Origin of the sequence: Vitreimonas sp. (assembly GCF_036392335.1) — a bacterium.
Lineage (GTDB): Bacteria > Pseudomonadota > Alphaproteobacteria > Caulobacterales > Aquidulcibacteraceae > Vitreimonas.
Genome location: NZ_DASVYD010000032.1, coordinates 18452 through 37306 on the forward strand (window position 1 = coordinate 18452; position 18855 = coordinate 37306).

Annotated in this window: 17 protein-coding genes and 1 pseudogene; 8 read left to right on the plus strand and 10 right to left on the minus strand. The window is 64.1% G+C overall.

The window, feature by feature from the left end:
• Nucleotides 1-24 precede the first annotated feature (24 nt).
• On the minus strand, nucleotides 25-2367 hold the full coding sequence (locus tag VF769_RS07490) for a methyl-accepting chemotaxis protein (protein ID WP_331007765.1): 2343 nt from the start codon (nucleotides 2365-2367) through the stop codon (nucleotides 25-27).
• A 301-nt stretch (nucleotides 2368-2668) separates the two neighbouring features.
• Between VF769_RS07490 and VF769_RS07495 the strand changes: the two genes are divergently transcribed.
• A complete protein-coding gene (locus VF769_RS07495) occupies nucleotides 2669-3073 on the plus strand; it encodes a bacteriohemerythrin (protein ID WP_331007766.1) in 405 nt (134 codons plus the stop codon).
• On the opposite strand, the gene VF769_RS07500 is transcribed toward VF769_RS07495, so the two are convergent.
• Genes VF769_RS07500 through VF769_RS07515 form a run of 4 tightly spaced genes read right to left on the minus strand, consistent with a single transcriptional unit; the run spans nucleotide 3070 to nucleotide 9582 of the window.
• Nucleotides 3070-5115: a hypothetical protein gene (locus VF769_RS07500; RefSeq protein ID WP_331007767.1), complete on the minus strand. Its 2046-nt coding sequence runs from the start codon at nucleotides 5113-5115 to the stop codon at nucleotides 3070-3072. The genes VF769_RS07495 and VF769_RS07500 overlap by 4 nt on opposite strands.
• Nucleotides 5112-7754, minus strand: a complete 2643-nt coding sequence (locus tag VF769_RS07505; protein WP_331007768.1) for a DUF4159 domain-containing protein — start codon at nucleotides 7752-7754, stop codon at nucleotides 5112-5114. Before VF769_RS07505 ends, VF769_RS07500 begins: the two co-directional genes overlap by 4 nt.
• Complete coding sequence (locus tag VF769_RS07510; protein WP_331007769.1) at nucleotides 7751-8590, minus strand: DUF58 domain-containing protein; 840 nt, start codon at nucleotides 8588-8590, stop codon at nucleotides 7751-7753. The genes VF769_RS07505 and VF769_RS07510 overlap by 4 nt, the downstream gene beginning before the upstream one ends.
• Entirely contained in the window at nucleotides 8587-9582 is a 996-nt protein-coding gene (locus VF769_RS07515; RefSeq protein WP_331007770.1) for a MoxR family ATPase, read from the minus strand. The genes VF769_RS07510 and VF769_RS07515 overlap by 4 nt, the downstream gene beginning before the upstream one ends.
• Before the next feature lie 33 nt (nucleotides 9583-9615).
• On the opposite strand from VF769_RS07515, the gene VF769_RS07520 reads away from it, so the two are divergent.
• Nucleotides 9616-10185 carry a DUF1285 domain-containing protein gene (locus VF769_RS07520; protein WP_331007771.1) on the plus strand — a complete coding sequence of 190 codons (570 nt, stop codon included), beginning with the start codon at nucleotides 9616-9618 and terminating at the stop codon, nucleotides 10183-10185.
• Here the strand turns inward: VF769_RS07520 and VF769_RS07525 are convergent.
• Nucleotides 10182-10529 (minus strand): hypothetical protein, encoded by a 348-nt coding sequence (locus VF769_RS07525; RefSeq protein WP_331007772.1) that lies wholly within the window; start codon nucleotides 10527-10529, stop codon nucleotides 10182-10184. The two genes, VF769_RS07520 and VF769_RS07525, sit on opposite strands and share 4 nt — an antisense overlap.
• A gap of 413 nt (nucleotides 10530-10942) precedes the next feature.
• On the opposite strand from VF769_RS07525, the gene VF769_RS18530 reads away from it, so the two are divergent.
• Complete coding sequence (locus VF769_RS18530; protein ID WP_414731770.1) at nucleotides 10943-11146, plus strand: hypothetical protein; 204 nt, start codon at nucleotides 10943-10945, stop codon at nucleotides 11144-11146.
• Here VF769_RS18530 and VF769_RS07530 read toward each other — a convergent pair.
• Both VF769_RS07530 and VF769_RS07535 read right to left on the minus strand, forming a co-directional pair.
• Nucleotides 11143-11508: a hypothetical protein gene (locus tag VF769_RS07530; RefSeq protein WP_331007773.1), complete on the minus strand. Its 366-nt coding sequence runs from the start codon at nucleotides 11506-11508 to the stop codon at nucleotides 11143-11145. The two genes, VF769_RS18530 and VF769_RS07530, sit on opposite strands and share 4 nt — an antisense overlap.
• A 2-nt stretch (nucleotides 11509-11510) precedes the next feature.
• Nucleotides 11511-12542, minus strand: a complete 1032-nt coding sequence (locus tag VF769_RS07535) for a hypothetical protein (protein WP_331007774.1) — start codon at nucleotides 12540-12542, stop codon at nucleotides 11511-11513.
• Between the two features lie 704 nt (nucleotides 12543-13246).
• Here VF769_RS07535 and VF769_RS07540 point away from each other — a divergent pair.
• The 3 genes from VF769_RS07540 to VF769_RS07550 all read left to right on the plus strand — a co-directional run bounded on the left by VF769_RS07540 (nucleotide 13247) and on the right by VF769_RS07550 (nucleotide 15664).
• Nucleotides 13247-13921: a CoA pyrophosphatase gene (locus VF769_RS07540; RefSeq protein ID WP_331007775.1), complete on the plus strand. Its 675-nt coding sequence runs from the start codon at nucleotides 13247-13249 to the stop codon at nucleotides 13919-13921.
• Nucleotides 13918-15156 carry a CCA tRNA nucleotidyltransferase gene (locus tag VF769_RS07545; protein WP_331007776.1) on the plus strand — a complete coding sequence of 413 codons (1239 nt, stop codon included), beginning with the start codon at nucleotides 13918-13920 and terminating at the stop codon, nucleotides 15154-15156. Before VF769_RS07540 ends, VF769_RS07545 begins: the two co-directional genes overlap by 4 nt.
• Before the next feature lie 91 nt (nucleotides 15157-15247).
• Nucleotides 15248-15664: a hypothetical protein gene (locus tag VF769_RS07550; RefSeq protein ID WP_331007777.1), complete on the plus strand. Its 417-nt coding sequence runs from the start codon at nucleotides 15248-15250 to the stop codon at nucleotides 15662-15664.
• Here the strand turns inward: VF769_RS07550 and hemF are convergent, their stop codons facing one another.
• Together hemF and VF769_RS07560 are read right to left on the minus strand one after the other, a co-directional pair.
• Complete coding sequence (hemF, locus tag VF769_RS07555) at nucleotides 15665-16564, minus strand: oxygen-dependent coproporphyrinogen oxidase (protein WP_414731771.1); 900 nt, start codon at nucleotides 16562-16564, stop codon at nucleotides 15665-15667.
• Complete coding sequence (locus VF769_RS07560) at nucleotides 16549-17010, minus strand: tRNA (cytidine(34)-2'-O)-methyltransferase (RefSeq protein ID WP_331007779.1); 462 nt, start codon at nucleotides 17008-17010, stop codon at nucleotides 16549-16551. Before VF769_RS07560 ends, hemF begins: the two co-directional genes overlap by 16 nt.
• 133 nt (nucleotides 17011-17143) lie before the next feature.
• Here VF769_RS07560 and petA point away from each other — a divergent pair, with 133 nt between their 5' ends.
• On the plus strand, nucleotides 17144-17701 hold the full coding sequence (gene petA, locus VF769_RS07565; RefSeq protein ID WP_331007780.1) for a ubiquinol-cytochrome c reductase iron-sulfur subunit: 558 nt from the start codon (nucleotides 17144-17146) through the stop codon (nucleotides 17699-17701).
• Between the two features lie 14 nt (nucleotides 17702-17715).
• Nucleotides 17716-18855, plus strand: a pseudogene (locus VF769_RS07570) (cytochrome b); the annotation flags it as partial.

Genomic DNA, 18855 nt, shown 5'->3' on the forward strand with positions numbered 1-18855 from the left:
GTCAGGTTCGTGTCAGCGACGGCGCTAAGCGGCGGCGCGGGACATGTCGCTTTGGAGAAGGCCAATCGCGGCGACGACCGCCGTGCTGGCGCTGGCGAACGGTGTGCTCGGCTCCAGCATCGCCGACGCTTGATCGTATTGCCGGGCATTGATCGCCACGGCTACGCGGCCCGCTTCCAGATGGAAAGTCGCGTGCTTTTGGGCAAGATCGCGGAAGCGTGTGCTCGCGCCATGGCTAAGCTTGCCAGCGCCATGCAGCCATCGGCCAAGTTCGCAGCAATCGTCACGGGCAATCGTCTGGGCGTCAACGCGTTCGCACTTGATGATGGCGGCGTGCAGTTTCTCCCGCCACTCGCCGTGAGCGCGCGCCGCCGCTTCCAGGTTCATCGAACCGACTTTGAAGCGCTGTACCAGTTTGGCCAGCGTATCCGCTTCTTCGGCGAGGTCGTGGCTTGCGGCGGTGCTCTCTTCCACCATGGCCGCGTTCTGTTGCGTGATCTGATCCATTTGCGTCACCGCAGCATTCACTTCGGCGACGCCGCGCGCTTCCTCGTCGGCCGAGGCGGCGACCGTGGCCACGAGCGCGTTGATCTCGGCGACGCGCTGGGCGATGCGTTCAAGAGCTTCCGCAGTATCGCCGACAAGGCCCACGCCGGTTTCGACGTCGACGGTGCTAGAGGTGATCAATTGCTTGATGTCCTTGGCCGCCTCCGACGAACGCTGCGCGAGAGCGCGCACTTCGGTGGCCACCACCGCGAAGCCGCGACCGGCCTCACCAGCGCGGGCGGCTTCGACGCCGGCGTTGAGTGCGAGCAGATTGGTCTGGAATGCAATCTCGTCGATTACGCCGAGGATTCGACCGACCTCGTTTGAAGAGCGCTCGATCTTGGCCATCGCATCACGGGTGCGCGTGAGCACGACGCCGCTCGCGGCCGCTTCGTTGCCGGCCTCCGTGGCGACCTCGCGTACGCGCTGAGCGTTGCCGGCGTTGTTTTGCACTGTGGCGGTGATTTGCTCGAGCGCCGCGGCGGTTTCCTCCAGGCCGGCGGCTTGCTGCTCGGTGCGGTGAGAAAGATTGTCGGCGCTCGAAGAAATGCTCCGCGCCGTGGCCCGCATGGATTCAGCCGCGTGCAGAATGGCGCGCATGGTTTCTTCAAGCCGGCTGGCCGTTTGGTTGAAGTCCATGCGGATGGACTTGAAATTCTCCGGAAAGCGCTCGCTCATGCGGTAGGTGAGGTCGCCGTCGTAGAGCTGATTGAGGCCGCGCTTCACTGCATCGACAACGAACGCAAGTTCCTTGGTGGAGTCCTCATGCTGCGCCTGCATTTGGCGTAGCTTCTCCGCAGTCTGTTCGTGGACGAGGGCTGCCTCCGCCTCGAGGCGCAGACGCTGCACGAGGCTGGCTTTGAACACGGTGAGCGCCTGTGCAATCTTGCCTGTCTCGTTGGTGTCGTGTTGGCAGGGAATAGCCACCTGGGCGTTGTCTTCCGCGAGCTGGCTCATCGCGCCGACCAGATCATGAATGCGCCCGGCCATCGCGCGGCTAATCGCCATGATGAGGCCTGTCGCAATAAGAAGTGCGAACAATGATGCGGCGAGCCAAGCGTACATGTTGAAGGACAGGCGCGCGATACGGGCCGCGAGCAGGCGATCCAATTCGTTGCCAGCGGCGAGCCAAAGTCCGTCGGCAGCGCGATCAAATTCGTCCTCGGAAATGGCCTCTCCACGCTCGGCGCGCGCGATCAAGTCAGAGACAACGTCGCCCAAAGTCTGGGCGGGGTCGCGCAGCGCCTGACGCGTTCCGCCGTCTCCATTGCCGCTGATGGCGGCGTCGACGGAGCTGTTGAGCGCTTCACTCGCCGCCCGGGTCCGATCGAGCGCGACCGCTCGGGAAGCGATGTCGTCGGGCGCGGCCGCGCTTGCGGCAAGCTGGGCCATCGCATCGTGCAGCGCCGGAATGCGGATGATGACGATGTCCATCGCATAATAGGAATCGAGATCGGGATCCAAGGTCAGGTTCGAAGCGTCCGCGACCGCGACAAAGAAGGCGCGCCCAGCTTCACGCCGCGACTGCGGATCTTGTTGGGTGAGAAAGGCGTCAGCCGCAGCGCGCGTACCCAGCATGGGGTCAAAGCGCTCCCGCGCTTGGATCACCTCAGCCGGCGGCGCGCCGCCTTCTGATTCGAACTGGGTCCACATCGCCTGGATGTAGTCGGCGCCCGCCATCTCGCGCTCGGCGAAGTGAATTTCCTTCAGGGCCTGCGCCACAAACAGCCCGGCGAACATCAGCACTGGGATCATCATGAGGCCCGCGATCAGGCCCAAGCGGGCGCCAACGCTCATCCGCTGATGGATCGAATTTAGCATTCCGTCTTCCTCTCGGGGCCGCGCGATCTGCGCGGGCACGCACAGGAAGGAATTCAGATGGCGCGCTTAAGGATCGGTAGCGGGGGTGCGCGTTTTGGGTCTCCCAGACGGCGCCCGGCGCATAATTGAGCGTGCCGCGAGGATGCGCCTGAAACCGGCGGTTGTCGGAGGCAATTACAGCTCAATCGCGGGGGCGCTTGCGCGGCCTGCCCTTGGGTGATGACGGCGCCCGAAGTGCAGCGGCGTTTACCGAAAGAAAATTCGAGGCCGCAATGTTGCGGTTGGATTGCAGGGGCCGCACATGCCGATCATGAACTGGGACAAGTCGCTGGACATTGGCGTCAAGGCGATGAACGACGAACACCACGGCTTGCTCGATATCATGAATCAAATCTACGACGCGCAGGCGGCCGGCAAACAAGGCGCCGTGATCAATACGCTCGTCACCAAACTCGGCGAAGCTTGCACTGAGCATTTTGCGCACGAAGAAGCCTATATGCAGCGCGTCGGCTATCCAGGTTTCAGCAGCCACAAAGCGCTGCATGCGAGCTTGCTTTCGCGCTATGGCGCGTTCGCCACGCAAATTCGAGCGGTTGGCGGCGTCGCCAGTGATGAATTCTTCCAGTTTCTGAAATTCTGGCTGAGCTCGCACATCAAGGGCATCGACACCAAATACGCCGCGCACGCTACAGGCGCCGCGCGCTAAAGCGACTCGCGTCGCCATCCCAGCATCAGCAACGCCGTGCCCAGCACCGCCCAGAGCCAACCCGGGCCGAGCGGCGAGGCTGTCGCCGCGCGCACCACATAGGCGCCATTGCGTTCAATACCGATCCAATCGCCGCCGCCCGCGTTCGCGCCGCGATCGATACGGCGGATCTCCGGCAGACGGCGACCGTCTTCGCCGGTAAGCGTCACGCTGCCGCCGGTCGCGTTAGCGAACGGGCGCAGGATTTCGGGATCAGCCGCGAGTGCGGCAGCCTCGCGCGGGTTGAGCGGGCCGACCGCCGCGAACGCGCGCAGATTGCCGCTGCGCGCTTCGTACAAGCCTTGCTCAGTCGCCGGCGCTTCGCCGCGCCATAGGCCTGGCGCGTTCTCGCCGAGTTGCACTTGCGTGCGTTCGCCAGAGGGCGAAATCAGTTCGATCGGGCCGGGCGCCGCGCCCAGAGTCGAGCGTTCGATCTCAAGCCCGCGCGTGTTGGGATCGAGCGACAAGCGTTCGTCTTCCAGTTCGGGTTCCTGCATGAGCCAGTGCGCGAGACGTCGTAGCAATTCGCCATGCGGTCCGCCGCCATCATAGCCGCGCGCCCAGAGCCACGGCTGATCCGACCAAAGTTGCGCCACGCGCCCAGCGCCGGCGCGATCGAGCACCAAGAGCGGCTGACCATCGGCGCCGGCAAGTACGGTCTGACCGCTCGTCGCGCGTGCGCCCACCTGTTGCGTCCAGCGCCCCCAACGTTCCGGCGTAGGCAAGCCGCGCACAACAGGGTGACGTGAACCAAGCGCTGTCGGCGCCGGCCGATAGGCCCGATCGATCACTTGCCCCGTTGGTTGTGAGGGCAAGATGCCCGCGAGGGCGGTGCGATAAAGCCCATCGAGCCCAGCTTCGGTTTCGCCCGCCGTGATCAACAGCGCGCCGCCTTGTTCGACGCGGCGCGCGATGCTGGCGAAATAATACGCCTGCAAGATCCCGCGCTGCGGCGCGCGATCGAAAATGATCAGATCGAACTCGCCCAAGCGGCGTTCGAACAATTCCTCTGTTGGGAAGGGGATCAGCGCAAGCTCGTTGAGCGGCGTGTAATCCTGTTTGTCCGGCGGCCTCAGGATCGAGAAGTGCACCAGATCGACGGCCGGATCGGATTTCAGAAGATTGCGCCAGACGCGCGCACCCGGATGTGGCGTGCCGGTGACCAGCAGCACGCGCAGCCGATCGCGCACGCCGTTCGCCGCGAAGGCTTGGCGGTTGTTGGCGAGCGTGATCTCCTGTGGGCCGCCGTCCGCCTCCAACATCACCATGTTGCGGCCGCGGCGAGGGAGCCGAACATTGACGGAGAAGTCTTGGTTGGCGCGCACGACCGTTTCCGTGGCGTGTTGACCATCGATGGTCACGCGCACGCGCACTTGCGCATTTCCCGTATTGTCGATCACGCGCCCCGTTACGCGCATTGGTTCGCCGACAATGCCGAAGGTGGGCGCCGACACGAGTTCAAGCCGGCGGTCGCCACGATCTGGATCGCCGACGATAAGAATGTGCGCGGGGCCGAGCTCCGCCAAGCGGCGCGGCTCCGCCGGCGGATCGGCGGCTTGGCCATCCGTCACCACGATGACGCCGCCAATGCGCTCCGGCGCGACGTCGCTCAATGCGTCCGAGATCACCGACGTGATCATCGTGCCATCCGGCCCGCCGCGCGCTTCACGTACCCGCACGTCGACACCAGCCTCGCGCGACAAGCGCTCCGCCATCGCATCGCCGGCGGCGCGGGCCGCGTCACGGCGGCCGGCCAGCGCCAAGCTCTCGCTTTGGTCGACCACGATCAGCGCGACATCGTTCGCGGGTTCGCGCGTTTCGCGCACCCATTGCGGCTGCGTGATGCCGATGAACACGAACGCTAGGCCCGCTGCGCGCAAGATCGGCGCGCCGCCGCGCCGCCACACGTAAACCGCAAGCGAAAGCGCCGCGAGCACGCCCAGGGCGATCAGCGCCGAGGTCGGCAGAGCCGGATCAAAGCCGATGCGCGCGCCCGCTATCATCGCCGCTCGTTGTCCATGCGTTCGAGAAGCGCGGGGACATGCACCTGGTCCGCTTTGTAATTGCCGGTGAGCGAGACCATGACGAGGTTGACGCCAAAGCGCAGCGCCAATTCACGCTGACGCGCGTTGCTGACTTGTCCTGCCCAAGCTGACGCCCAATCGCCGTCGCCGATGAAGATCGCCGCCACGCCGTCGCGCGAGGAGGCGGCGGACGCGCTCTCGGCCCAGAGTTGGGTCGATTGCGAACGCCCGGGAAAGGAACGCATCAGATAAAATGCGCGCGCCAGCACGTGCTGCGTCGTGACTTGCTCCAGCGGCGGCACGTCGACGCCGGAGAGCATGGCTTGCGCGGGCCGTGTGTTGGAGCCGCCTGCATTGCGCGTATCGACCAGCAGCAAGCCGCCAATGGCGAGATAGCGATCGATGTTGGAGATCGCCGCATCGCTCATGCGCTGGGGCGAACTTGGCGCCGGCCAATAGAGGAACGAGTAGGCGGAGAGATCGTCGCTCGCGAGGTTCACGCCGACAGGTGGGCCAGGCTCGACAGAGGTGCGCTCAGTCAGAATGTCAGAAAGCGCCTGCAAGCCTTGCTCGGACGTGCGATCGATGCGTGCGTCGCCGGTGCGGACGTAGGCGAGGCGCAGCGTCTGCGTCGGATCGGTCTGCGCGTGCGCATCCACGCCGCCAAGGACAAAGAACGTCAGAAGCGCCGCCATCGCGCCGCGCCCTAAGCGGGGCAAACGCCCTAACAAGAAGAGCGCGATCATCAAATCAATCGCCAGCAAAGCGGCGGCGGCGCCGAACAACCATCCTGCCAATGGGCGATCAATCACATTGCCCAGACCGGCACGCTCGACATCGCTTGGCAATTCCAAGGGAGAGAGCGCTTCATCAGGCCGCGCCGCATCAATCGCCGCGCTGAGGCCCGCGCGTTCATAGAGACCAGGCGGCGTGTTGGGCGAGGGCTGCGCCAACGCAAACGCCTCCGGTGCAATCGGCTGCACATCGGGCGAAGCTGGCGAAAGCGAGCCGAAGCCGTCCAACACGCGCTGCGCCACGAACGGCCCGCCGGTGATCTCGCGCTCGCCCGCCCCGTCCGCGCGGGCGGAGAAGGCGAGCGTGCGGCGCAACACTTCGACGAAGAGACCGGAGAGCGGCAGATCAGACCATTCCGGTCCCGCGCTGACATGGAAAAGCACGACGAGGCCGCGTCCACGCGGCTGCGCGGTGACGAGGGGGGAATTGTCCGAGAGCGTCGCCCACACGCGCGCCTCTTCCAACGAGGCCGGCTCCGCCAAAACTTGCCGACGCACGCTCACGTCCGCGGGCGGATCGATGCCGGCGAACGGCGAGTCCGCTGGAAACGCGCCAATGCCAAGCGGTGTTTCCCACGCGAGCGCACTTCCGAGCGTGCGTGAGCCGGGGCGCAGACGCACCGGCACAAGTTCGTCTGCCTCATCGGCTAGGCGCGGCCCGGCGAAGCGCACGAGCAAGCCGCCGTTTTCGAGCCAATTCTCGAGCGCCGCACGATCCGTCGGCGCGACGGGGCTGGCGTCGGGCAAGATCAGAGCTTGTGCGCGCGCACTGATGAGTTGGCTCACGGTTCCGCGCTGTAAGCTGGCGAACGGTTGCAGCGCGCGTTCGACGTAGAAGAGTTCGGATAGCAAAGGCTGCCCCGCGCCGCCTGGATCGACCAAGCCGACAAACGGACGCCCCGCGCCGGCCGGCAAGAGATGGACAGCGCCCGCACTCTGTTCGCCGACAATACGCACACGCGCCGCGCGCGCGGCGATCTCGGGCGGCAGATCGATGCGGCCCGACGCTGTCAGCGCGTCGCCTTGGAAGTTCACCTCCGCCGCGCCGAGCGAACGGCCCTCCGCCGTCTCCGCCGCAATCGCGGCGACAGCCGAACCATTCGGCGCGCGGCGCAGATCAGCTGTCACGCCCTGCGGGGTGACTGAGCCCGCTACGATCGCACGCGCGGTTTGTGCCGGCAGGCGCACCGTCAGCTGGCCGCGACGCTGCAATTCGGCGGTGAGCGCGGCCGCGCCGTCGTCGTTCAAGCCGTCGCTGATCCAGATGATGCGATCGAAATTGGCTTGGGTGCGGGCGAGGCGCGCAGCAGCGTCGGCGCGGTTTGGCCGCCAGCCGCGTGGCTCCAAGCGTCCGATGCGCGATTTCGCGTCCGCCGCCGTCATGGCTTCGCCGGGATCGCGCGCGGGCACGTTCGGCGCGGTGAGCAGCAAGAACACCGGCGCGTTGGCGCGCTCGGCTTGGCTGACGGCGGCGATCGCGGCGGCGCGCGTGTCGCTCCAGAACGGCGCCGAGGGCCAGCCGTCATCGATCACGATCAAGGTACGTCCGCCTTGCGCGCTTTCGGCGGCGGTGGGCGCCAGGCTCGGTCGTGCGAAAGCCAAGATCAGGAGTGCCGCCGCCAAAATGCGGAACAGCACCAGCCACCACGGCGCGCGTTCCTTGCTTTGATCGTCCGTGCGCAGGCCTTCGAGCAGCCGTGCTGGCGGGAATGCCGCGCGTTGCGGCGGCGGCGGCGTGGCGCGCATCAGCCACCAGAGCGCCGGGAGCGCAAGCAGAGCCAACAGCGCAGCTGGCGCGCCAAACAGAAAAGGCCCCAGTGTCACGCGAACCGCTCCGAGACGAGGGCGATCAGCATGGCCAGCGCGAGTGAGGCGTTGTGATCGGTGCGATGCAGCAGGGCGGGGAAGTGAAACTCCGCGCCAAGTGCGCGGATGGCGCGGCGGTGCGTTTCAAGCCGTTCGGTGTAGGTGTCGCGCGCGGCCTCGGCGCGGCCGATCAGTGTTTCCGTCCGGCTGCCCGGCGCTTGAAAAAGCGTGCGGCCACGGAAGGGGAAATCCTCTTCCGCCGGATCGGCGATCATCACCAACGCGCCGGTCGCGCCCGCAGCGGCGCACGCATGCAGCCGCGCGCGCCAGGTTTCGACGGGGGCGTAAAAATCGCTCAGGAAGATGACGCACGAACGCGCTGGCGCTTCGACATCGTGCGAAGGCGCCAGAAAATCATGCGCCAGCCGATCCACGGCGCGCGCGCCGGAGCGGGGCGCGTGTCCCAATGCGCCGATACGCTCGCCGCCGCGCGAGAGCAGGATGCCAAGCGCTAGGGCGATCGCGCGGGCGCGATGTAGCTTCGTTGGTCGCGACGCATCGCTTGTCCAATTGAAACCGGCGTCGGGATCGATCCAGAACCATGCGGTCTGCGCGGCTTCGCGTTCTTGTTCGCGCACGAAGAAGCGGTCGCCGCGCGCGGAGCGGCGCCAATCGACCAAGCGTGCGCCATCCTCGGCGCGGTGGTCGCGATATTGCCAGAACGCTTCGCCTTGGCCGGCGCGACGGCGCCCGTGGACGCCCGGCGCGCTCGCCGCGAGCCGCTTCGCGTCGAGCAAGACGCCCGGCAAATCGCCAGCCAGCGCCAGCGCATCGAGGCGCGCGCGATCGTTCAAGCGGCCTTCTCGGCCAAATCATCAACGAGGCTGTCGATGTCCAAGCCTTCCGCGCGCGCGCCGAAGCTGAGCTGCATGCGATGCACCAAGGCCGGACGCGCGAGCGCGGCGACATCGTCCACCGCCGGCGCCAAGCGCCCGCGCAGCAATGCACGCGCACGCACGGCCAGCATCAGAGCTTGGCCAGCGCGTGGGCCAGGGCCCCAGGCGACATGCTGGTTCACACGCGGATCGTGGCTCGAACCGGGTCGGGCCGAGCGCACGAGTTCGAGGATCGCGGCGAGCACCTTTTCGCCCACCGGCATCGAGCGCACCAGGCGCTGCAAGCGCATCAGCTTGTCGGCGTCGAGGATCGTCTGCGGCTGCACATCATCGAGACCTGTCGTCTCGATCAAAATCTTGCGCTCAATCTCCGCATCCGGATACGGCACGTCGACTTGCAGCAAGAAGCGGTCAAGTTGCGCTTCGGGTAGAGGGTAGGCGCCTTCGTGCTCGATCGGATTTTGCGTCGCGAGCACGTGGAAGGGGCGGGGCACGTCGTGCGCGACGCCAGCAACTGTGACGTGATGTTCCTGCATCGCTTGCAGCAGCGCCGATTGCGTGCGCGGGCTGGCGCGATTGATTTCGTCGGCCATCAGCAGCTGCGTGAAGATCGGGCCTTTGACGAAGCGGAAATGGCGGCGGCCAGCTTCGTCCTGATCCAAAACTTCGGAGCCCAGAATATCCGCCGGCATCAGATCCGGCGTGAATTGCACGCGGCCCCAATCGAGCCCCAGCACGCGCGCGGTCGCTTCCACCAGCCGCGTCTTGGCCAAGCCCGGCGCGCCGACCAGCAGCACGTGGCCGCCCGCCAATACCGCCGCCAGCGTCAATTCGATGACGCGTTCCTGGCCGAACACGGCTTTGCCGATCTCGGCCCGCACCTGTGCTAGGGCTTCGCCGGCAGCCTCGGCCTCCGCGACCAGGTCCTGTGGATTGTCGAGATTGCTCATGGGCGCGAAGCTCGCTTGTATGCTGGCCGAATTATGACGACCCCGGAAAACACCTCGTCCCTGGAGCAATTGCTCGCCGCTCTCAAGCGGGAAGCTGGCTCTGGCGACAAAGGTCCGCCTCCCGTCGACAAATGGAACCCCGCCCATTGCGGGGACATCGGCATGGAAATCATGGCCGATGGGATGTGGAAGCACGAGGGAACGCGCATCACGCGCGAAGCGCTGGTCAAGCTTTTCGCCTCGATCTTGCGCAAGGACGCGGACGGCCAAACCTATCTCGTGACACCCGTCGAGAAGATCGTGGTTAAAGTGGAGGACGCGCCCTTCGTGGCCATCCGCGCGGATCGTGTGGGTGAGGGCCGCGATCAAAGCATCGTGTTCACCACCAATGTCGGCGACATCGTCCAAGCCGGCCCCGAACATCCGCTGCGCGTCGCGACGCGCGGCGAAGCCGAACCGCGCCCGTACGTGCATGTGCGCGGGAGGCTGGAAGCGCGCGTGTTGCGCGCGCCGTTCTACGAATTGGTCGATTGGGCCGAGACGCGGGACGGGAAGCTGGGTGTGTGGAGTGGGGGCGTTTGGTTTGAGTTGGGGGTGGGTTAGTCGTCCTCGTGCGAGGGCGCGAGGTATGGCCAACGTTGTTCCAACATATGGCGCATTTCGTAAAGAAGTTTACGCCCCTCGCTTGTACGTCCATTGCTATCGGTTGGGTCGGCCTCGAAATGCGCGCGCACTTGATCAGAGAGGCTGACGAGCGCGGCGTATAGGTCTTCGCCCAGGCCCCTGCGAATGTTGCTGAGGCCGCCATTGAGCGCGAGAAACACTGTATCCACGTTGCGCCCGATGAAGAAAGAGTCTTCGAACGTCGGCGCCTTGAGGACCATGAATCCCAGTTGCGCCATCACATCGCGAGGCGTTTCTGGAATGTGCTGTTTATACTCACGCATCTATGTTTCCAGTCGCATCGATCGGCGCTCACTCGTCGAGCGCCGCGAGCCCGTCCAAGATATTGCGCATCTGGAATATCAGTTTTCGGCCCTCGGCCGCCCGGCCGTTGCTATCGGTTGGATCCGCCTCAAAATGCTTGCGCACTTGGGTCGACAGATCAATCAATGCCGCAATCGATCTTCGCCCAGCTCTTTGCGAATGTTGCCCAACCCTCCCTCTAACTGCAGAAAGGCCGTCTCCACACTCCCACCAGGAAAAAAATGGGTCCTCGAACGTGGGGGACTTGATCAACATAAAGCTCAGCTGATCTCGCACTGCGCCATGGGTGGTGGGAATATGAGGCTTATCGCGGAGCATAAACGCGTTCCTCGTCGCTGACGGGGTGGGGTGATAATGTATCTCCCACGACCTCTTGCAAGCGGAGCCAGGGCATCCGCTACGCGTGGAGGTGCGCGGCGAAGGTGAGCCGTGCCGTTTGTGCTGGTGCGCGGACGGTTGGAAGCGCGCGTGCTCCGCGCGCGCGCCGTCTTATGAGCTGGTCGATTGGGCCGAGACGCGGGACGGGAAGCTGGGTGTGTGGAGTGGGGGCGTGTGGTTTGAGTTGGGGGTGGGTTAGTCCCGCCGCTTTCGGTCGCGACGCTTCTCGTGCTCACGAAACACCTCATTGAGGATGTCTTCCATTTTCAAAATAATCTTTCGACCTTCGTGCGCTTGACCGTTGTCATCCTGCGGATCCGCGTCAAAGAGAACGCGAGCCTCGCCGGCGAGCACAACGATCGCTTCATAGCGCACATCACCGATATCGCTCTTGGATAAGAGCAACCCGTCATAGAGTTGGCCAAAAATATAGTCTGGGCTGTGCTTGGGGAAATATCCCGTGCGATCTTTGAATGTCGGCGACATAGTTAGCATCAATTCAAGGTGATCGAGCAATTCGCTGATAGTCGCTGGAACGTAACGAGCTGGGGCTGTCGACATGGTCAATCTCTCGGTCGAGTAATTGCGTATGAGCTATTGTCACCAAGCTGGCTCGGACGAAAGATAAGGACGAGCGTCGGTGCTGAATCGGACATGAAGAAGCCCACGATCTGCTTATTGCGAGGTCCTTTCCGCCGTATGGTCCAGTCTATATGTGTAGGACCGACTCTGGCATCCGGGATACGATAGGTCTCATCCGATCGATTATATTCCCGCTGATTAACCCGAACTTGGCCTCCCAGGTCGACGCCAAGGTTCGCGTAGAATTCCGGCAGTGCTCGGTGGACTTGGCGGTCCATAGAATTCCCCACCGCTTCGCCACGTGAAAGACGCACCCTGAGTCGCCTTGCGCCATAGAGTCGTTCTGCCTCGGCATACGCCTGGTCGACGCGGGCTTGTAGAAAGAGCGCGGTCTCGGCTTGAAGCAAGGTTACATCGCCATACTCGCGGAAGTGCACAGCAGCTCTCATCGCGCTAAGACGGTTGAGGTACGCGCTACGCGTATCGGGCGTAGCGAGGTCAGCATCCGTCGGAGCTTCAATAGCGTAGTTGGGATCGATGGAGTAAATCTCCAAAAGAATACCATCTGCCAGCGCCCGCGTGGAATAGCGGCTTTCGACGACTTCGCCCCAACTGCGTTGGATGCCCCCTTGTCGCGCGTTTACTATCGTGCCGGGGCGTGCGGAAGCGATTTCCGGGAATAGGTCGAGGATCGTTGGCGCGTGACTAGCTCTGGCGAGTCGGAGCGCATCCATGATGCGGCGAAGATTGGCGTCACTTACGCCGCGGCGGCGTAGAGCGGTGGCAAGCGCTTCATCTGATTGTTCGTTGCGGAGGTTCTGAATGGCGGCATTGATCGTCCAAGTATCAGCGCCAAGGTTCCGGAGATTGTGGGCTAGGAGGTGCTCTTCGGCAGTTTGCGGCGCGATCACCGGCGTTTCCGCCGTTGTAATCCCAGGGAGGTCGCGGCCGTATGCGCTTGCTAGATCGCGCGGATCGAAAACTACGTCGCCGCCCGAGATTGTGACGCCCACGTCAAGTCGCTCAAGTTCTGCGGGTGCGGTGTCTCGGAAAAGGGTCTCTTGTCCCAGAATCGTGATCGGTGTTCGCAGTGCGGGCCGTACGATCCGTTGAAAAGAAGCGTGCGCGCCGCGACCATCATGATTGTCGATCTCAACGAGCAGAAGATCGATAGTTCCGTTTACTAGGCGCGTTGTGACTGTGGGACGTGGTGTATCCCCGCTCAATGGTAGCGCAAGCGTGAGCGGGCTGACTCTGAAGAGCCGCAGGGGCAGACTTGTTGTGTCCGGTGTGGGTCCTGGGCGCGCGATATGGCCCGGTCTGCTTGGCGCGATTTGCGGTCGATGGGTCGGTACTCGCGATGGAGTCGGCGCTGGCGCTGGGCGTGGTGGTTGTGGCGGGCGAGCGGCTGGGCGCTGTTGCGCTTGTTTGCCGCCGTTGATCCATTGACCGCCTTTCGGCGTCCCCACCGGCGCGCGGGGTTGCAGGCGCCAGTTCGGATTATATTTTGTCTCGCTTGCGCGCGCGGCGAACAGGCGGCGGATGTCGCGGAGTTCTTCGCGGAGTAGGGCGTTGAGTGCGAGGAAACCTCGCACCACTTCGTCAGTTTCTCGCCGCATCGGGCGCATCTCCATGTGAGATGCGAGGATGCGGGCGTGTGGCGCACGGTTGATTAGATTGGGCGGCGGCTTTCGCGAAGCCGCACACAAACAAGTGCTTGGGCAAAATCCGCGGTCGGATTGCGCGGGCGCAAATCCTCGCCTACCTGATCCACGTGCCCGATCTCGCCAACATAGAAACTCTGCTGCGCGCGCGGCTCGATCCTGTGGATCGCGCAACGTCGCGGGCGCGGAGCGATCGCGATCTCAATCCCGATTGGGTGCGGCCTGAGGTCGAGTTGAAGCCGGCCGCCGTGCTCGCGCCGATCATCAAGCGCCCGGAAGGGTGGACGATGCTGTTTACGCAGCGCTCGGTGGAGACGCCGGCGCATCCGGGGCAGACTTCGTTTCCTGGCGGGCGCGTGCAGGCAAGCGATGCGAACGCGGTGGAGACGGCGCTGCGCGAAACCTTCGAGGAAGTCGGGCTCGGGCGCGAATGGATCGAGCCGTTAGGCGCCTGGGATCAATACGAAACCGGCACCGGCTATCGTATCACGCCGATCGTGGGCCTGGTCGAGCCCGGCTTTGAGCTGACGCTCGATCCGCGCGAAGTGGCGAGCGTGTTCGAGGCGCCGCTCTCGTTTCTGTTCGATCCCGCCAAGCTCGAGCGCCGCGAAGCCATTTGGCAGGGCCAGAGCCGGGCCTATTATGCGATGTCGTACGGGCCGCACTTCATCTGGGGCGCAACCGCAGGCATGATCCGTGCGCTGTATGAGAGACTCTACGAATTATGACCACCGCCATCCCCCACGCATCCTGGCTCAAAGCGCCGGAGACGCAGGCGCTGATTGCAGCGCTTGAAGGGGCGCGGGCGGGCGGGTCGCGTTTTGTTGGCGGCTGCGTGCGCAATACGTTGATGGGGCGCGAGGTCGATGACATCGACATCGCCACGCAATTGACGCCCGACGAAGTGGTCAAGGTCGCCGAGAAAGCCGGCTTCGCCGCGCATCCCACCGGCATCGAGCACGGCACCGTGACGGTGGTGGTGAGGCACAAGCCGTTCGAGGTGACGACCTTGCGCCGCGATGTTTCCACCGATGGTCGACGCGCGACCGTGGCCTTCACCGAAAGCTGGGAAGAGGATTCGCAGCGCCGTGATTTCCGGCTGAACGCGCTTTACGCGGGCGCCGATGGCGTGGTGTACGATCCGACTGGCGGCGGTCTTGAAGATGCACGCAAGGGCCGTGTGATCTTCATTGGCGACGCGCACCAGCGCTTGCGCGAAGATTATCTCCGCATCCTGCGCTTCTTCCGCTTCAACGCTTGGTACGCGCGCGGCCCGATCGATCCGCATGGGCTCCAAGCCTGCGCCGATCTGGTCGCCGGCCTCGACACGCTCTCGGTTGAGCGTGTGTGGAAGGAAGTGAAGAAGATGCTCGCAGCCCCCGATCCGCGCGCGTCGTGGGAAGGGATGAAGGCGATCGAGGTGCGCGCGCGGGCGCTGCCGGAATTGGCGAATGAGACGCGGCTCGATGCGCTCTGTACTTTGGAGGCGGATTTGATGCTGCCCGTCGATCCGATGACGCGGGTTGCGGCGGCGCTGACGGATCAGGAAAGCGCGAAAGCGCTGGCGCGGCGCTTGAAGCTTTCCAATGACGAGCGCGATCGCTTGGTCGCCGCACTCGGCGACGATGTGAAGCTCACCTCCTATATGTCGCTGCGCGAAATGCGGCGCGCGATCTATCGCATCGGCAACGAAGCGTTCCGCGATCGCGTGATGCTGGCCTGGGCCGGCGCGGGCGGTGAGAAAGCGCAGCAATGGCGCGCGCTCGTCGCGCACGGCCAGATGTGGCATGCGCCAAAACTGCCGCTGACGGGCGATGAAGTGATGACCGCCGGTGTGCCCGCCGGCCCCAAAGTCGGCCTCATCCTGCGCGAGGTCGAGGAATGGTGGATCGACGCCGACTTCCCGGACGACAAATTGAGCGTGATCGAACGTCTGAAGGCTGTGGCGCAGGGTTTGGCTTAAGCTTGCTCGGGCGATGGACGCATTTTTAGGCTGAGTATTGCCTATGACTCTGCAAGAGCGTGCTCGACGGAAGACGATATGGGCGATCAAAGTGATCGCCATCTTTGTTGTGTTTGGCGGCGCGCTTGGTGGTGGGCTCCTTGGAGCTTTGATCTCGGCCGTGGCGGTCGCTACTCAGCCCCCGGGCGAGTTCAATCCGGCATCGCTTATGCAAGTTCCGGTCTTCGTGCTGGCTACATCTCTTTATGGCATTGTGCTGGGGCTGCCTGCGTCGCTTTTGACTGGCGGTACGTATGCAGGCTTAAGGTCGATGCGCCGCCTCTGGTGGCTTGTCGCCTTTGGTGTGCTGATCAGCACGGCGTGGGCAGTGCTCTTGTTGGGTGGGCTTGCCGAGGAAGCCACAGTAAGCCTCCTTGGCAGTGCAGTTATTGTCGGCGCTCTTGGCGGTGTCGCAGCTGCGTTTTGCTATTGGCTGCTACGCCGTTGGCGGATGCGGTCGCCAATTTAATCAAGGCCACTTCACCAACGGCGGCAGGCTTGAGAGGATGCTCTCGATATTCCCGCCGGTCTTCAGCCCAAACGTCGTGCCGCGATCGTAAAGCAGATTGTATTCCACGTAGCGGCCGCGCTGGATCAATTGCTCGTCGCGTTCGGCTTCGCTCCAGGCCTGATGCATGTGCTTGCGCAGAAGCGCGGGATAGGTGTTCAGAAACGCGCGCCCGACATCCTGCGTGAACGCGAAATCCTTCTCCCAACTATCGTTTTCTTTGGCGCCGCTATTGTGGTGATCGTAGAAAATGCCGCCGACGCCGCGCGGTTCGTTGCGATGCGGCAGCCAGAAATACTCATCAGCCCATTTTTTGTAGCGCGGATAGAGGTCAGCGCCGTGCGGTGCGCACGCATCGCGATAGGCGGCGTGAAACGCGAGGGCGTCCTCATAAGTCTCATCGCGCTGATAGGCTTGCGTCGGATTGAGATCGCCGCCGCCGCCGAACCACCATTCGGTGGTCACGATATGTCGCGTGTTCATGTGCGCGGGCGGGCAGTGCGGGTTGCGCAGGTGCGCGATCAGCGAAATGCCCGAGGCCCAGAAGCGCGGATCGTCGGCAGCGCCTTTGACCTGCTTGGCGAAGTCCGGGCTGAATGCGCCATGCACCGTGCTCACATGCACGCCGACCTTCTCGAAGAAGCGCCCGCGCATCAGCCCGGCCACGCCGCCGCCCTGGTCGCTCGAACCATCGCCGCGCCGCCAAGGCTTGCGTTCAAATCGCCCGGGGGCGCCTGGGTAGAGGTCCGCCGGGGCCTCGTCCTCTAGCCGTTCGAACTCGGCGCAGATCAGGTCGCGTAATTCCTCGAACCATGCCTTTGCCCGGGCCTTCCGCTCATCCATGCTCAAAACTTCTCCCAGGCCCCGGTTTGCCGCATTGCCTCGGTCAAAACCACAGTTCCGGCGGTGATGACGTTGAGCGACCTGAGGCCGCGCACCATCGGGATATGGACGCTCGCCTGGGCCGCCTCGTAAAGCTCGCCCGGCGAGCCGGCGCTTTCGCGACCCAGAATGAGGGTGTCGCCTGTGGAAAACGAGAAGTCCTGGAAGCTAATTGCGCCGTCGGTCTCGACCAGCACGAGGCGGCCATTGTTTCGTTCCGGAGCCGCACGAAAGGCCGAAAAACTGGGGTGGCGCGCCACCCGGGCCTTGTCGCCATAATCCAATGCCGCCCGCTTCATGGCCGCGTCCGTCAGTGGAAAGCCGCAGGGCTCGATCACGTCCAACGCCACGCCAAGGCAGGCGCAGAGGCGAAGTGCCGCGCCGAGATTCTGCGGTATGTCAGGTTGATAGAGGGCCAGCCGCACGTTAGAGCCTCAGCCGCCGGAGAATCGGGGCGAAATCGGGGAATCGGTAAGGCATGCGGCGCCACGCCGCGCGCTTTGCGTACCCGGATTAGCCTAGCTTCACCGCTGTACCAAGATCGCGGGAGAGACGCGGGTGGCTGACGCAAAGCCCATCGAGGCGCACGGGGACGACACGACCCGTCGCGACTTTATATTTATCGCTGCGGGATCGGTCGCGGCCGTGGGCGCCGGCGCGACCGTGTGGCCGTTCATCGACCAGATGAATCCCGCCGCCGACACGCGCGCGTTGTCGACCACAGAAGTTGATCTCGCCGCCGTCGAACTCGGCCAGCAGATCAAGGTGATGTGGCAAGGCAAGCCTGTGTTCGTGCGCCACCGCACCGCCGAGGAGATCGCCGCCGCCCAGCGCGATGATTTCGCCAACCTGAAGGACCCGCAAAGCGATGCCGATCGCCTGATCCAGGAAGATGGCCAGGCTGGCCGCCCGGAATGGCTTATCCTGCAGGCGAGCTGCACGCACTTGGGCTGCGTGCCGACCTTCGTCGAAGGCTCGTCCTACGGCGGCTGGTTCTGCCCTTGCCACGGTTCCGATTACGACACGTCGGGCCGCATTCGCCGTGGCCCCGCGCCGCGCAATCTTGATGTTGCGCCGTACGTTTTCACCGGCCCAACCGCCATCCGTATCGGCTAAAGCGAGGAACCCAAGTGAGCGGACCTTCGACCTACGAGCCGAAATCAGGCTTCACCCGTTGGCTCGACAAGCGCCTGCCGATCATTCGGCTGGGCCACGACAGCTTCGTCGCCTATCCGACGCCGCGGAATTTGAACTATTGGTGGACGTTCGGCGCGATGCTGTCGCTCTGCCTTGTGGTGCAGATCGTCACCGGCGTCGTGCTTGCGATGCACTATGTGCCGCACATCGACATGGCGTTCGCCTCGGTGCAGCGCCTTGAGCGCGACGTGCCGTTTGGCTGGCTGATCCAGAACATCCACGCGGTGGGCGCGTCGATGTTCTTCCTCGCCGTCTATATCCACATGTTCCGCGGCCTCTATTACGGGTCCTACAAGGCCCCGCGTGAGCTGCTCTGGATTTTGGGCTGCGTGATTTACCTGCTCATGGTGGCGACCGCCTTCCTCGGCTACACGCTGCCGTGGGGCCAGATGTCGTTCTGGGGCGCCACCGTCATCACCAATCTCTTGGGCGCGTTGCCGATCGTCGGCGAGAGCATCAAGAATTGGCTCTCGGGCGGCTTCTCGATCGATCAGCCGACCATCAACCGCTTCTTCTCACTGCACTACCTGCTGCCGTTCGTGATTGCGGGCGTTGTGGCGCTGCACGTGTGGGCGCTGCACGAAGCCGGTCAGAACAATCCGACCGGCGTCGATGTGAAGTCGAAGGAAGATACGGTGCCGTTCACGCCGCACGCGACGGTCAAGGACCTGTTTGCGGTGGTGTTGTTCGTGATCCTATTCGCGACCTTCGTATTCTATATGCCGGACGCGCTCGGCCACGCCGACAATTTCATCCCGGCGAACCCGCTGCAGACGCCGCCGGAAATCGTGCCGGAATGGTATCTGCTGCCGTTCTACGCGATCCTGCGCGCCATCGATTTCAATATCGGCCCGATCGATTCCAAGCTGGGCGGCGTGCTGGCGATGTTCGCGGCGATCGGCGTGCTCTTCGTGCTGCCGTGGCTCGATACGTCGCGCGTCCGCTCGATGCGCTATCGTCCGATCGCGCGCCAGTTCTTCCTGATCTTCGTGGTCGTCTGCGTCATCCTCGGTTGGTGCGGCGGGCAGAACCCAGGCAAGATCCTCGTGCCCGCGACGTTCTCGGCCACGCTT

Bases quoted from the DNA above. Each gene is read 5' to 3' on its own strand.
- VF769_RS07490 (WP_331007765.1), bottom strand. From the start codon at position 2,367: ATGCTAAATTCGATCCATCAGCGGATGAGCGTTGGCGCCCGCTTGGGC.
- VF769_RS07495 (WP_331007766.1), top strand. From the start codon at position 2,669: ATGCCGATCATGAACTGGGACAAGTCGCTGGACATTGGCGTCAAGGCG.
- VF769_RS07500 (WP_331007767.1), bottom strand. From the start codon at position 5,115: ATGATAGCGGGCGCGCGCATCGGCTTTGATCCGGCTCTGCCGACCTCG.
- VF769_RS07515 (WP_331007770.1), bottom strand. From the start codon at position 9,582: ATGAGCAATCTCGACAATCCACAGGACCTGGTCGCGGAGGCCGAGGCT.
- VF769_RS07520 (WP_331007771.1), top strand. From the start codon at position 9,616: ATGACGACCCCGGAAAACACCTCGTCCCTGGAGCAATTGCTCGCCGCT.
- VF769_RS07525 (WP_331007772.1), bottom strand. From the start codon at position 10,529: ATGCGTGAGTATAAACAGCACATTCCAGAAACGCCTCGCGATGTGATG.
- VF769_RS07530 (WP_331007773.1), bottom strand. From the start codon at position 11,508: ATGTCGACAGCCCCAGCTCGTTACGTTCCAGCGACTATCAGCGAATTG.
- VF769_RS07545 (WP_331007776.1), top strand. From the start codon at position 13,918: ATGACCACCGCCATCCCCCACGCATCCTGGCTCAAAGCGCCGGAGACG.